At 56.2% G+C, this 13,036-nt stretch carries 10 protein-coding genes, 1 rRNA gene and 1 other annotated feature; of the genes, 6 read left to right on the top strand and 5 right to left on the bottom strand.

Annotation, left to right across the window (positions count from 1 at the left end; all coding sequences use genetic code 11):
* Window positions 1–32: 32 nt before the first annotated feature.
* Window positions 33–797 (bottom strand): DUF481 domain-containing protein, encoded by a 765-nt coding sequence (locus tag ACYF6X_RS16310; RefSeq protein WP_063991349.1) that lies wholly within the window; start codon window positions 795–797, stop codon window positions 33–35.
* Window positions 798–1,303: 506 nt separating this feature from the next.
* Between ACYF6X_RS16310 and ACYF6X_RS16305 the strand changes: the two genes are divergently transcribed.
* Entirely contained in the window at window positions 1,304–2,380 is a 1,077-nt protein-coding gene (locus ACYF6X_RS16305; RefSeq protein WP_038871801.1) for a 3-deoxy-7-phosphoheptulonate synthase, read from the top strand.
* A 3-nt stretch (window positions 2,381–2,383) separates the two neighbouring features.
* Window positions 2,384–3,505: a bifunctional chorismate mutase/prephenate dehydrogenase gene (tyrA, locus tag ACYF6X_RS16300; RefSeq protein WP_063991348.1), complete on the top strand. Its 1,122-nt coding sequence runs from the start codon at window positions 2,384–2,386 to the stop codon at window positions 3,503–3,505.
* A gap of 58 nt (window positions 3,506–3,563) precedes the next feature.
* On the opposite strand, the gene pheA is transcribed toward tyrA, so the two are convergent.
* From pheA to bamD, 4 genes are all read right to left on the bottom strand, one after another.
* The gene (pheA, locus tag ACYF6X_RS16295) at window positions 3,564–4,721 is read right to left on the bottom strand and encodes a bifunctional chorismate mutase/prephenate dehydratase (protein WP_063991347.1); all 1,158 of its coding nucleotides are present in this window, start codon (window positions 4,719–4,721) and stop codon (window positions 3,564–3,566) included.
* A 42-nt stretch (window positions 4,722–4,763) separates the two neighbouring features.
* Window positions 4,764–4,890, bottom strand: a sequence feature (Phe leader region).
* The gene (locus tag ACYF6X_RS16290) at window positions 4,842–4,889 is read right to left on the bottom strand and encodes a hypothetical protein (protein ID WP_197687229.1); all 48 of its coding nucleotides are present in this window, start codon (window positions 4,887–4,889) and stop codon (window positions 4,842–4,844) included. Its footprint overlaps the feature before it by 48 nt.
* 128 nt (window positions 4,891–5,018) lie before the next feature.
* The gene (gene raiA / locus ACYF6X_RS16285) at window positions 5,019–5,360 is read right to left on the bottom strand and encodes a ribosome-associated translation inhibitor RaiA (protein WP_060422373.1); all 342 of its coding nucleotides are present in this window, start codon (window positions 5,358–5,360) and stop codon (window positions 5,019–5,021) included.
* A 312-nt stretch (window positions 5,361–5,672) separates the two neighbouring features.
* Window positions 5,673–6,404, bottom strand: a complete 732-nt coding sequence (gene bamD / locus ACYF6X_RS16280) for an outer membrane protein assembly factor BamD (protein WP_004932456.1) — start codon at window positions 6,402–6,404, stop codon at window positions 5,673–5,675.
* Window positions 6,405–6,535: 131 nt separating this feature from the next.
* Here bamD and rluD point away from each other — a divergent pair, with 131 nt between their 5' ends.
* From rluD to ACYF6X_RS16260, 4 genes are all read left to right on the top strand, one after another.
* Window positions 6,536–7,513: a 23S rRNA pseudouridine(1911/1915/1917) synthase RluD gene (gene rluD, locus ACYF6X_RS16275; protein ID WP_063991346.1), complete on the top strand. Its 978-nt coding sequence runs from the start codon at window positions 6,536–6,538 to the stop codon at window positions 7,511–7,513.
* Window positions 7,513–8,244: a purine nucleoside phosphorylase YfiH gene (yfiH, locus tag ACYF6X_RS16270; protein WP_130018471.1), complete on the top strand. Its 732-nt coding sequence runs from the start codon at window positions 7,513–7,515 to the stop codon at window positions 8,242–8,244. The genes rluD and yfiH overlap by 1 nt, the downstream gene beginning before the upstream one ends.
* A 130-nt stretch (window positions 8,245–8,374) precedes the next feature.
* Window positions 8,375–10,948 carry an ATP-dependent chaperone ClpB gene (gene clpB / locus ACYF6X_RS16265; protein ID WP_063991344.1) on the top strand — a complete coding sequence of 858 codons (2,574 nt, stop codon included), beginning with the start codon at window positions 8,375–8,377 and terminating at the stop codon, window positions 10,946–10,948.
* Window positions 10,949–11,459: 511 nt separating this feature from the next.
* A 16S ribosomal RNA gene (locus ACYF6X_RS16260) occupies window positions 11,460–13,001 on the top strand.
* Window positions 13,002–13,036: the final 35 nt, after the last annotated feature.

Genomic DNA, 13,036 nt, shown 5'->3' with positions numbered 1-13,036 from the left:
GATGGGCTTCGAGAAATTCTGGGTGGGGGAAGTTACAGGCCGTAGACCAGCGTGACCGAGGTGGTGGTATCGGTGTTCTTGGGCGCTGAGGCCGGCGGTTTGCTGTTGTAGGTCACGGTGTAGGCCACGCGCAGTGAGAAGCGATCGTTGATCGCCACGTTCAACGCGCTTTCCGAGTTCAGCGTGGTTTCCTCGTTCGCCAGCGCGGAAACGCCCTGAATGAACTTGGTGTTGTCGGTCAGCTGATAGGAGTAGTTGGCCGCACCGTAGGCCAGCCCTTTGGTCGAGCGGCCGCCGCCATGGTATTCGTCATGGCGCACGCCGGGACCGAATTCCACCCGCAGATCGCTGAGCGGCCCGTTGAGGAGTTGACGGCCGTAACCGCCGGTCAGCGTGGAGCGCGAGTCATAACCGTTGAAACGGTCGCTCAGCCAACTCGCCTGGCCGAACAGATAGTTGCGATCGGTCAGGTTATAGCGCGTACGGCCACCGGCCTGGTACTTTTCGGACGAGCGCACGTTGGAGGAGGTAGTATTATTGGCCGCCCCCCACAGGCTATACGCCGTGTCGCTGTTGAACCAGGTCATGTTGGTGTTGGCCAGCAGGGTGGAGCTCTGCGAGTTGCCTGACTGGGCGTTATAGCCCGCCTGCACGTTGCCTTCGAACGGTTTCTTGGCGGTGGCCGGATCGTCCATCGCGGTGAAAAGCGTATTATCGGCAAGAGCTGAAACACTGGTGAAAGTCGTTAAGCAGCAAATATACAGCGGAAAAGCGCGACGAGCGCGAGAAGAGAGCATCTTGGATCCAGTTGTTAAGGGTGGTTATTGTTGATGACGGTCACATTATATCGGTTCATTTCGGCGACAAAAATAGCCGCCATTAGCTTAAGTTTTTAGTTTTTATTCCTCATTTATTCGCTTTTCTTCTACTTAAATTCATCGCTTTCGGCGGCATTTCGTGCTGAGTCTAACGGTATCCGCTGCTGCCCATTCGCTGGCGCCGAGACGGGCGGCGTGGCTTCCCTGTAAAATCAATTGTACAAATATATTTACAGGTAGGGGTTTTGATTGGGAAGGCGCACAGGCGCATTACGATGATCTTTACTCTTGATTATTTAATTGAATTTATTGTGTTTTATTTTGATACCTTAAGGTTTTTACGAATGCTTTTTCATAAGGTTAAGTACGGTAATTTTTTATTTACGGAAATTGGATTGAAAACTTTACATTGCGTGGTAAGGTAGAGCCCTGAAACGCTCAATGTTCCATTTCAACGCATAACGCCAAACGACAGGAATAGCATCATGCAAAAAGACGCGCTCAATAACGTACACATCAGTGCAGAACAGGTTCTCATCACACCGGAGGAGCTGAAGAACCAGTTCCCGCTCAGTGCAGACGACGAAAATGAAATTGCCACTGCGCGTAACACCATCGCCAACATTTTGCAGGGGCGCGATCATCGCCTGTTGGTGGTGTGCGGGCCTTGTTCGATCCACGATCCGGATGCGGCGCTGGACTACGCCCGTCGTTTGAAAACCCTGGCGGCTGACTTGAGCGATCAGCTGTACATCGTTATGCGCGTCTATTTTGAAAAACCCAGAACCACTGTCGGCTGGAAAGGTTTAATCAACGATCCGTACATGGACGGTTCGTTTGACGTTGAAGCAGGCTTGCATATCGCGCGTCGCCTGTTGCTGGATCTGGTGGGCATGGGCTTGCCGTTGGCTACCGAAGCGTTGGATCCGAACAGCCCGCAGTACCTGGGGGACTTGTTCAGCTGGTCGGCGATCGGTGCGCGTACCACCGAATCGCAGACCCACCGTGAAATGGCTTCCGGCCTGTCGATGCCGGTCGGCTTCAAAAACGGCACCGACGGCAGTTTGGGCACCGCCATCAACGCCATGCGCGCCGCCGCCATGCCGCACCGTTTCGTCGGCATCAACCAGGCGGGCCAGGTTTGCCTGCTGCAGACGCAGGGCAACCCGGACGGGCACGTGATCCTGCGCGGCGGCAAAACCCCGAACTACAGCGCCGAGCACGTTGCGGCCTGTGAAAAACAGATGCTCGAGGCGGGACTCCACCCGTCCTTGATGATAGATTGCAGCCATGGCAACTCGAATAAAGACTATCGCCGTCAGCCGGCGGTGGCCGAGTCCGTGGTGGAGCAGATTAAGGCGGGCAACCGCTCGATCACCGGCATCATGCTGGAGAGCCATCTGCATGAGGGCAATCAGTCTTCCGAACAGCCGCGTGCAGACATGCGTTACGGTGTGTCCGTCACCGACGCCTGCATCGACTGGGAGAGCACGGAAACGCTGCTGCGTCATATGCATCAGGAACTCGGCGCTGCGCTGACGGCACGCACGGGAGAAAAGTAAGTTATGGTGGCAGAACTGACCGCGTTGCGCGATCAAATCGACGAGGTGGATAAAGCGTTGCTGGATCTGCTGGCAAAACGCCTGCATCTGGTAGCGGAAGTGGGGGAGGTGAAAAGCCGCCACGGTTTACCGGTTTATGTGCCGGAGCGTGAGGCGGCGATGCTGGCCTCGCGCCGTCAGGAGGCGGAAAACCTCGGCGTGCCGCCGGATTTGATCGAGGACGTCTTGCGCCGCGTGATGCGCGAATCGTACGTCAGCGAGAACGATAAAGGCTTTAAAACCCTGTGCCCGCAGCTGCGGCCGATCGTCATCATCGGCGGCAACGGCCAGATGGGCCGGCTGTTCAACCGTCTGCTGACGCTGTCGGGTTATCAGGTCAGGGTATTGGATCAGGAAGATTGGCCGCAGGCGGAGCCGCTGTTGGCAGACGCCGGCATGGTGATCGTCAGCGTGCCGATCCATGTGACAGAGCAGGTGATAAGCCACCTGCCGCCGTTGCCCGACGACTGTATTCTGGTGGATTTGGCATCGGTGAAAAACCGCCCGTTGCACGCGATGCTGGCGGCGCACAGCGGCCCGGTGGTGGGGCTGCACCCGATGTTCGGCCCGGACGTGGGCAGCGTGGCGAAGCAGGTAGTGGTTTACTGCGACGGCCGCCAGCCGGAGGCTTACCAATGGTTGCTTGAACAGCTGCAGGTGTGGGGCGCGCGGCTGCATCGCATCAGCGCGGTCGAACACGATCAGAATATGGCGTTTATTCAGGCACTGCGGCACTTCGCCACCTTCGCCTACGGGCTGCACCTGGCGGAAGAGAACGTACAGCTGGAGCAGCTGCTGGCGCTCTCCTCGCCGATTTACCGGCTGGAGTTGGCGATGGTTGGCCGCCTGTTCGCGCAGGATCCACAGTTGTATGCCGACATCATCATGTCGTCGGAAGAAAACGTGGCGTTAATCAAACGTTACTACCAGCGCTTCGGCGAGGCGATAAAGCTGTTGGAGCATGGCGACAAACAGGCGTTTATCGACAGTTTCCGCAAGGTGGAACACTGGTTCGGCGATTACGCCCAGCGTTTCCTGGTGGAGAGCCGCACGCTGTTGCGGCAGGCCAACGACAGTCGGCAGTAAAATACTGGCGGTAAATAAAAATGAAGGGTTCGGCTTGGCCGAACCCTTTTTTATCGCGTCAGGAAGGGTTGACCGGCACTACGGTGTCGCTCGGGTAACAACCCAACACCTTCAGCGAACGGGTGATCGACGCCAGATCGCGCAGCGCTTTCTGCATCGCGTCGGCACGTAGGTTGGCCTGCACATCAATGTAGAACATCTCTTCCCACGGATTGCCGTTGATCGGGCGTGATTCCAGCTTGGTCATGATGATGCCGTTGTCGCGCAGCACCAGCAGCGCTTCGACCAAGGCGCCGGATTGCTGACCGGTCGCCATGATCAGCGTGGTTTTGGCCGGCACCTGCTCAGAAACCTCGATCGCTTTGCGCGCCAGGACGATAAAGCGGGTGATGTTCTGCTGCTGGTTGGCGAGGTTGTGTTCCAACACCTGCAGACCGTACAGCGCGCCACCGGCTTCGCTGCCCAGCGCGGCCACTTTCGGCGAATTCAGCTTGGCGACTTTCTCCATCGCGGCTGCAGTGCTTTCGGTGTATTCGATTTTCCAGTGTGGGAAACGGTTAAGGAACTGGCTGCACTGCTGGAACGGCTGCGGATGACTGTAGACGGTTTCAATCTGGCTAAGATCGCTGTCGCCGGCTACCAGAACGCAGTGGTTGATCGGGTTGGTCAGTTCACCGACGATCGACAGACTGGTGTGCTGCAACAGATCGTACACCTCGTTAATCGAGCCGGAGCTGGTATTCTCGATCGGCAGAATCGCGTAGTCCGCCTGGCCGGTTTCCACCTGGGCGAAGATATCCTGAAACTTCTGGCAGCCACATTCAATCAGCTGATCGAAGTGGCGGGCAGCGTATTGGCGCGCCGCCAGATGCGAGTAAGAGCCTTTCGGGCCGAGAAAGGCGATGCGGGCGGAGTGCTGGCTGACGGGATTGAGCTGGTGCTGCAGCAGCGCTTGTTGGGTCAGAACGGAGTCTTCAATGATCAGTTGGAACAGGCGAGTGACGTAGAAACCGTCCAGGTCGTAAGGCTTGGCGGCGGCGATCAGCGCATCCAGCAGATCGCGCTCGCGCTCTTTGTCGCGGATCGGGCGGTGAGAGTGCAGCTTGGTCTTGCCGACTTCGATCGCCAGCTCACGGCGTTCCGCCAGCAGGGCCAACAGTTTCAAGTCCAGTGCGCTGATGCGCTCGCGCAGCACCAATAACGGGTTGTCAGTCATAATCAGCTTCCGCCTTCAGTTCTTATTCGTTATAAAACAGCCATAAAAAAAGCCCCCTGTTTCCAGGAGGCCTTGTTGTTCGTCTTCGCATTCTTTCTCACACGACGAAACGCCTCCCAGTCAGGGGAAGGTAAAAAAGAATGCGAAGAAAAACGATGTACGTAGCATGGTCTACCTAAGGTTGATGCGAACAGGTTTTAAAGTAACCGCTGGCTTTTACCCCGTCAACAAAAATACCCGACAAAAAACGCGCCCTCGGGCGCGTTTGATGCGGTAACCGTAGTCGGACTCGGACAGTTATTCTTCTTCCGGTGTGACTTCCGGCACGATGTCTTTCACGCTGGCGTTGCAGCGGCGCGCTTCACCTTTGTGTTGCACCTTGTTCAGCTGGCGCTCCAGCTTGGCGATCAGCTCATTAACGGCGGTATACATGTCATCATGTTTGGCGCTGGCGACCAGCGGGCCGTTCGGCGTGGTAATGGTAGCGTCGGCGACAAACCCCTGCGGTTCTTTGGATAAGACGATGTGCGGGTTTATCAGCTGGGTCTGCCATTTTTCCAGTTTGGTGAGACGGTCTTCGACGTGATTGCGGATTGCGGGAGTGATATCCATTTGTTTGCTGGTAATGTTCAATGTCATATAACTTACCTCTCTGTCTTTCCGTCTTGGTGAATCCAGCATACCCCGCTTTTTGTTTAAATGCGTGATGTAAATCACGATTTTTTGTCACTTTTTGCAAAGTTAGTTCAATCTGTGATTCAGCATTTGAATTGGTTATCTAATGCTTGAGAGTTGCCGCCGGATGGCGCATTATCGATGAGTTGACCGGTGAGGAGCGTTAGCTAACACCGTGTTTTTACTTGTGTATTTCCCCAGTAAAAACCCGGTCGACGCCAATGAAAACGGCAGCCGAGGCTGCCGTTTGGTTTTTCTGCCGATGCCGACGCGCGGTTATTGCGGGTTGGCGGCGATCACTTTGGCCACTTTGTCAGCTTGGCCGTTCAGCTGCAGCTGCTTGTAGGCATTTTCCATCAGCGGCAACACGTCGTGCGTCGCTTTGGTATCCGGGAATTCACGCAACATCTGCTCGGCGCGATTAACGACCGCGACGTAAGCACCGCGTTTAGTGTAGTATTCCGCCACCGAAAGCTCATACTTGGCCAAGCGGTCTTTCAGATACACCAAACGCTTGTTGGCATCGGTCGCGTATTGGCTGTTCGGGTATTGCTGAATCAGCTGGCTGAAGTCGCGGAACGCAGCGCGAGCGTGCTGAGGATCGCGATCTGAACGGTCAACCCCGAAGAAGCCCTGCAGTGCGCTGTCATCAAGCGCCATGTCGGTCAGGCCGCGCATGTACATCACGTAATCGATGTTCGGGTGCGTCGGGTTCAGGCGCATGAAGCGATCGATGGATGCCTGAGCCATCGGCAAGTCGGCGGCCTTATAGTAGGCGTAAATCAAATCCAGCTGGACCTGCTGGGAATACGGCCCGAAAGGATAGCGGTTATCTAACGCTTCGAGTTGCGTAATCGCGCCCTTGAAGTTACCGTCCTGCAGCTTTTGCTGCGCGGTAGCATAGATTTCCGAAGGTGGGTTGTCGGGAACCGCATCCTTGGATGTGGAGCAACCTGCCAGCGCCAGGCTCAACGTGGCTGCCGCCACCAGATATTTCATACGCGTCATGACGTTTTGATTATCCTCAGGGTGTTATTCCGGGAGACTGTCCGTTAAGCTCCCGACAAAGACCAGGTACAATAGCACATTATATTAAACGGCATCGCCGTGAAAACCCAACGTTAACGAAGAAGCTGCATATGGCACAACAAGTACAACTCACCGCAACGGTGGCCGAATCTCAACTCGGACAACGTTTAGATCAGGCTTTGGCCGAATTGTTCCCTGATTATTCACGATCTCGCATAAAAGAGTGGATCCTGGGCGATCGGGTGCAGGTCAATGGCAAAACGTCAAATAAACCGAAAGAGAAGGTGCTGGGCGGAGAGACCGTCGCCATCGATGCACAGATTGAAGAAGAGGCGCGTTGGGAGCCGCAGGATATCGCGTTGGATATCGTCTATGAAGACAGCGACATCCTGGTGATCAACAAGCCGCGCGATTTGGTGGTGCACCCTGGCGCCGGTAACCCGGACGGCACGGTGCTCAATGCGCTGCTGTATCATTACCCGGAAATCGCCGACGTGCCGCGTGCCGGCATCGTGCACCGTCTGGATAAAGACACCACCGGTCTGATGGTGGTGGCGAAAACCGTGCCGGCACAAACCCGGCTGGTGGAAGCGCTGCAGGCGCGTGAAATTACCCGTGAATACGAAGCGGTGGCGATCGGCACCATGACCGCCGGCGGCACGGTAGAAGAGCCAATCGCGCGTCACTCCACCAAGCGCACCCACATGGCGGTGCATCCGATGGGTAAACCGGCGGTGACGCACTACCGCATCATGGAGCACTTCCGCGCACACACCCGCCTGCGTCTGCGTCTGGAAACCGGCCGTACTCACCAGATCCGCGTACACATGGCTTATATCAGCCATCCGCTGGTGGGCGATCCGCTGTACGGCGGCCGTCCACGTCCGCCGAAAGGCGCTTCGGAAACCTTCATCAACACGCTGCGCGGCTTTGACCGTCAGGCGCTGCACGCCACCATGCTGCGTTTGTACCACCCGATCAGCGGCATCCAGATGGAGTGGCATGCGCCGCTGCCGCAGGACATGGTCGATCTGATCAACGCGCTGAAGGCAGACACCGAAGAATTCAAAGATCAGATGGACTGGTAATGAACCCGCTCATTCTGCCCGACTGGCCGTTGCCTCCCGGCGTTAAAGCTTGCAGCACCACGCGCGGCGGCGGCGTCAGCCTGCCGCCTTATGACTCGCTGAACCTCGGCACCCACGTCGGTGACGAGGAGCAAGCGGTGAAGTGCAATCGGGAAAGGCTGGTTACCGCCGCCGGCTTGCCACAGATGCCGGTATGGCTCGAGCAGGTACACGGTACCCGCGTGGTGCCGTTGACGGGACAAGCGCCCGCCGATCTGCGGGCGGATGCGGTGTACAGCAACGTGCCGGGGCAGGTGTGTGCAGTGATGACGGCGGATTGCCTGCCGGTGCTGTTCTGTTCGCAGCACGGCGACGAAGTGGCCGCCGCCCACGCCGGTTGGCGTGGGTTGTGCCACGGCGTGCTGGAACAAACCGTGGCGGCGTTCAGCGCCGCGCCGGGCCAGATCAGCGCCTGGCTGGGGCCGGCGATCGGTCCGCAGCAGTTTGAGGTCGGGTCGGAGGTGCGCACCGCTTTCATGGCGGAAGATGCTGAAGCCGCGTTGGCATTTACGCCGCACGGCGATAAGTTTTTGGCTAATATCTACTTGCTGGCTCGCCAACGCTTGTTGCGTGCAGGTGTTCAGGCCATCTATGGCGGCGACCGCTGCACGGTTAACGAAACGAGCCATTTTTTCTCCTATCGACGCGATGGAATAACCGGACGTCTGGCAAGTTTAATCTGGCTGATATAACCTATTGAATTAGGACGATCCAACGACGCATGGCGTTGTACCGAAAATTTAGCGTCGAGATAACCTTGAAAATTTGAGGGATGACCTCATTTAATCTCCAGTAGCAATTTCGACCCATCTTGGAGGTGTTATGCGTCTGGATCGTCTTACCAACAAATTCCAGCTTGCCCTCGCCGATGCCCAGTCACTAGCCCTTGGGCACGACAACCAGTTTATTGAACCGCTACATCTGATGAGCGCCCTGCTCAATCAGGAAGGGGGCACGGTTCGTCCACTTTTAACTTCCGCAGGTATCGATGCCGGGCGCGTGCGCACCGAGCTCGAACAGGCGCTGTCCCGTTTACCGCAGGTAGAAGGCACCGGTGGCGACGTTCAACCGTCTCACGAGCTGGTGCGCGTTTTGAACTTGTGCGACAAGCTGGCACAGAAGCGTGCGGATAAATTCATTTCTTCCGAGCTGTTTGTGCTTGCGGTGCTGGAAGACCGCGGTTCGTTGACCGATTTGTTAAAAGCGGCCGGCGCAACGGCCGACAAAATCAGCAAAGCCATTGAACAAATGAGAGGCGGTGACAGCGTGGAAGATCAAGGCGCCGAAGACCAGCGGCAAGCATTGAAGAAATACACGATCGATCTGACTGAACGCGCCGAGCAGGGCAAACTTGACCCGGTGATCGGCCGTGACGAAGAGATCCGTCGCACCATTCAGGTGCTGCAACGCCGTACCAAAAACAACCCGGTGCTGATCGGCGAACCTGGCGTGGGTAAAACCGCCATCGTCGAAGGCCTGGCGCAACGCATCATCAACGGCGAAGTGCCGGAAGGGCTGAAGCACAAGCGCGTACTGTCTCTCGATATGGGGGCCTTGATCGCCGGCGCCAAATACCGCGGCGAGTTTGAAGAACGACTGAAAGGCGTGCTCAACGATCTGGCCAAGCAGGAAGGCAGCGTTATCCTGTTTATCGACGAACTGCACACCATGGTCGGCGCCGGTAAGGCGGACGGCGCGATGGATGCGGGCAACATGCTCAAGCCGGCGCTGGCGCGCGGCGAACTGCACTGCGTCGGTGCCACCACGCTGGATGAGTACCGCCAATATATAGAGAAGGATGCGGCCCTCGAACGTCGTTTCCAGAAAGTGTATGTGGCGGAGCCGAGCGTGGAAGACACCATCGCTATCCTGCGCGGCCTGAAAGAGCGTTACGAGCTGCACCACCACGTGCAGATCACCGACCCGGCCATCGTGGCGGCGGCAACGCTTTCGCACCGATATATCGCCGATCGTCAATTGCCGGACAAGGCTATCGACCTGATCGACGAAGCGGCGTCCAGCATTCGCATGCAGATGGACTCCAAGCCGGAGTCTCTCGACAGGCTTGAACGCCGCATCATTCAGTTGAAGCTGGAACAGCAGGCGCTGAATAAAGAGTCTGACGACGCCAGCAAGAAACGCCTGGACATGCTCAGCGATGAGCTGGGGCAGAAAGAGCGCGAATATTCGGAGCTGGAAGAAGAGTGGAAAGCGGAAAAAGCCTCGCTCTCCGGCACCCAGAACATCAAGGCTGAACTCGAGCAGGCCAAAATCACCCTGGAGCAGGCGCGCCGCGTCGGCGATCTGGGACGGATGTCAGAACTGCAATACGGCAAAATCCCTGAGCTGGAGAAACAGCTTGCTGCCGCTACGCAGGCCGAAGGTAAGAGCATGAAACTGCTGCGCAATCGGGTGACCGATGCGGAGATTGCCGAAGTGCTGGCGCGTGCGACCGGGATCCCGGTGGCCAGAATGCTGGAAGGGGAGCGCGACAAGTTGCTGCGCCTGGAGCAAGAGCTGCATTCGCGGGTTATCGGCCAGGACGAAGCGGTCAGCGCGGTTTCTAATGCTATCCGCCGCAGCCGCGCCGGGTTGTCTGATCCTAACCGGCCGATCGGTTCGTTCCTGTTCCTCGGCCCGACCGGGGTGGGGAAAACCGAGCTCTGCAAAGCGCTGGCTTCGTTCCTGTTCGACAGCGACGACGCCATGGTGCGTATCGACATGTCCGAGTTTATGGAGAAACACTCCGTTTCTCGTCTGGTTGGCGCGCCTCCGGGTTATGTCGGCTATGAAGAGGGCGGTTACCTCACGGAGGCCGTGCGCCGCCGGCCTTATTCGGTGATTCTGCTGGATGAAGTCGAGAAAGCGCACCCGGACGTATTCAATATTCTGTTACAGGTGTTGGATGATGGCCGACTGACCGATGGTCAAGGCCGTACCGTCGATTTCCGCAATACCGTGGTGATCATGACGTCCAACCTGGGCTCCGATCTGATCCAGGAGCATTTCGGTCAGATGAATTACGCACAGATGAAAGAGTCGGTGATGGAGATGGTGAGTCACCACTTCCGTCCGGAGTTCATCAACCGTATCGACGAAGTGGTGGTGTTCCATCCGCTGGGCGAGAAACACATTGCTGCAATTGCCAAGATTCAGCTGTCGCGTCTGTACAAGCGTTTGGAAGAGCGCGGTTACGAAGTGACCATGACCGAACCGGCCCTGGCGCTGTTGAGCAAAACCGGTTACGACCCTGTGTATGGTGCACGTCCGTTGAAACGCGCTATTCAGCAGGAGATCGAGAACCCGCTGGCGCAGCAAATCCTGTCCGGTAAGCTGATCCCCGGCAAGCTGGTGACGCTGGATGTGGAAAACGACCATATCGTTGCACGCCAATAACGGCAATCGAGCGTCATAAAGATGAAAGGGAGCGGGTGACCGCTCCCTTTTCTTTATCTTCGTTTGTCTCTATTTACGGGGTTTGCCGCTATTGCTGTGCTAAAACCGGTGTTTTTTGACTAATAAACATCCTAAAAAGGCATTTTGGGTGATTATTTGAGCGCTTGAGAGGTTTTTTGCATTTAGGGGTTGCGGCCCGCCGAGAACTCCCTATAATGCGCCTCCACTGACCGGGAACAACGACTGACAAGCCGCCGGGTCAGCGAGAGGAAAGCGAAATAAACGCTTGACTCTCAGGGCGAAAAGCGTAATATACGCAGCCCGCGCCGATGAGTTTCTCGGCACTGCTCTTTAACAATTTATCAGACAATCTGTGTGGGCACTCCACAAGACGATATCCAGCATCTTCGGATGCAAAAAAATATCAAGTCTTGAAGAGTGACTAACTGAAGTAAAATTCATGCAGTAAATCTTTGAGCATCGCTTCTCGAGTGGAAGCAAATCAAGCTTTTAATTGAAGAGTTTGATCATGGCTCAGATTGAACGCTGGCGGCAGGCTTAACACATGCAAGTCGAGCGGTAGCACAGGGGAGCTTGCTCCCTGGGTGACGAGCGGCGGACGGGTGAGTAATGTCTGGGAAACTGCCTGATGGAGGGGGATAACTACTGGAAACGGTAGCTAATACCGCATAACGTCGCAAGACCAAAGAGGGGGACCTTCGGGCCTCTTGCCATCAGATGTGCCCAGATGGGATTAGCTAGTAGGTGGGGTAATGGCTCACCTAGGCGACGATCCCTAGCTGGTCTGAGAGGATGACCAGCCACACTGGAACTGAGACACGGTCCAGACTCCTACGGGAGGCAGCAGTGGGGAATATTGCACAATGGGCGCAAGCCTGATGCAGCCATGCCGCGTGTGTGAAGAAGGCCTTCGGGTTGTAAAGCACTTTCAGCGAGGAGGAAGGTGGTGAACTTAATACGTTCATCAATTGACGTTACTCGCAGAAGAAGCACCGGCTAACTCCGTGCCAGCAGCCGCGGTAATACGGAGGGTGCAAGCGTTAATCGGAATTACTGGGCGTAAAGCGCACGCAGGCGGTTTGTTAAGTCAGATGTGAAATCCCCGGGCTCAACCTGGGAACTGCATTTGAAACTGGCAAGCTAGAGTCTCGTAGAGGGGGGTAGAATTCCAGGTGTAGCGGTGAAATGCGTAGAGATCTGGAGGAATACCGGTGGCGAAGGCGGCCCCCTGGACGAAGACTGACGCTCAGGTGCGAAAGCGTGGGGAGCAAACAGGATTAGATACCCTGGTAGTCCACGCTGTAAACGATGTCGATTTGGAGGTTGTGCCCTTGAGGCGTGGCTTCCGGAGCTAACGCGTTAAATCGACCGCCTGGGGAGTACGGCCGCAAGGTTAAAACTCAAATGAATTGACGGGGGCCCGCACAAGCGGTGGAGCATGTGGTTTAATTCGATGCAACGCGAAGAACCTTACCTACTCTTGACATCCAGAGAACTTTCCAGAGATGGATTGGTGCCTTCGGGAACTCTGAGACAGGTGCTGCATGGCTGTCGTCAGCTCGTGTTGTGAAATGTTGGGTTAAGTCCCGCAACGAGCGCAACCCTTATCCTTTGTTGCCAGCGGTTCGGCCGGGAACTCAAAGGAGACTGCCAGTGATAAACTGGAGGAAGGTGGGGATGACGTCAAGTCATCATGGCCCTTACGAGTAGGGCTACACACGTGCTACAATGGCATATACAAAGAGAAGCGACCTCGCGAGAGCAAGCGGACCTCATAAAGTATGTCGTAGTCCGGATTGGAGTCTGCAACTCGACTCCATGAAGTCGGAATCGCTAGTAATCGTAGATCAGAATGCTACGGTGAATACGTTCCCGGGCCTTGTACACACCGCCCGTCACACCATGGGAGTGGGTTGCAAAAGAAGTAGGTAGCTTAACCTTCGGGAGGGCGCTTACCACTTTGTGATTCATGACTGGGGTGAAGTCGTAACAAGGTAACCGTAGGGGAACCTGCGGTTGGATCACCTCCTTACCTAAAGATATTAGTTCGAGTGGCGTGCTCACACA

The organism is Serratia sp. ID 25-353, from assembly GCF_054792795.1.
This window is presented reverse-complemented; position numbering and strand designations above follow the sequence as displayed.

Bases quoted from the DNA above. Each gene is read 5' to 3' on its own strand.
- ACYF6X_RS16310 (WP_063991349.1), bottom strand. From the start codon at position 797: ATGCTCTCTTCTCGCGCTCGTCGCGCTTTTCCGCTGTATATTTGCTGC.
- pheA (WP_063991347.1), bottom strand. From the start codon at position 4,721: ATGACTGACAACCCGTTATTGGTGCTGCGCGAGCGCATCAGCGCACTG.
- tyrA (WP_063991348.1), top strand. From the start codon at position 2,384: ATGGTGGCAGAACTGACCGCGTTGCGCGATCAAATCGACGAGGTGGAT.
- rluD (WP_063991346.1), top strand. From the start codon at position 6,536: ATGGCACAACAAGTACAACTCACCGCAACGGTGGCCGAATCTCAACTC.
- clpB (WP_063991344.1), top strand. From the start codon at position 8,375: ATGCGTCTGGATCGTCTTACCAACAAATTCCAGCTTGCCCTCGCCGAT.
- yfiH (WP_130018471.1), top strand. From the start codon at position 7,513: ATGAACCCGCTCATTCTGCCCGACTGGCCGTTGCCTCCCGGCGTTAAA.
- raiA (WP_060422373.1), bottom strand. From the start codon at position 5,360: ATGACATTGAACATTACCAGCAAACAAATGGATATCACTCCCGCAATC.
- bamD (WP_004932456.1), bottom strand. From the start codon at position 6,404: ATGACGCGTATGAAATATCTGGTGGCGGCAGCCACGTTGAGCCTGGCG.
- ACYF6X_RS16305 (WP_038871801.1), top strand. From the start codon at position 1,304: ATGCAAAAAGACGCGCTCAATAACGTACACATCAGTGCAGAACAGGTT.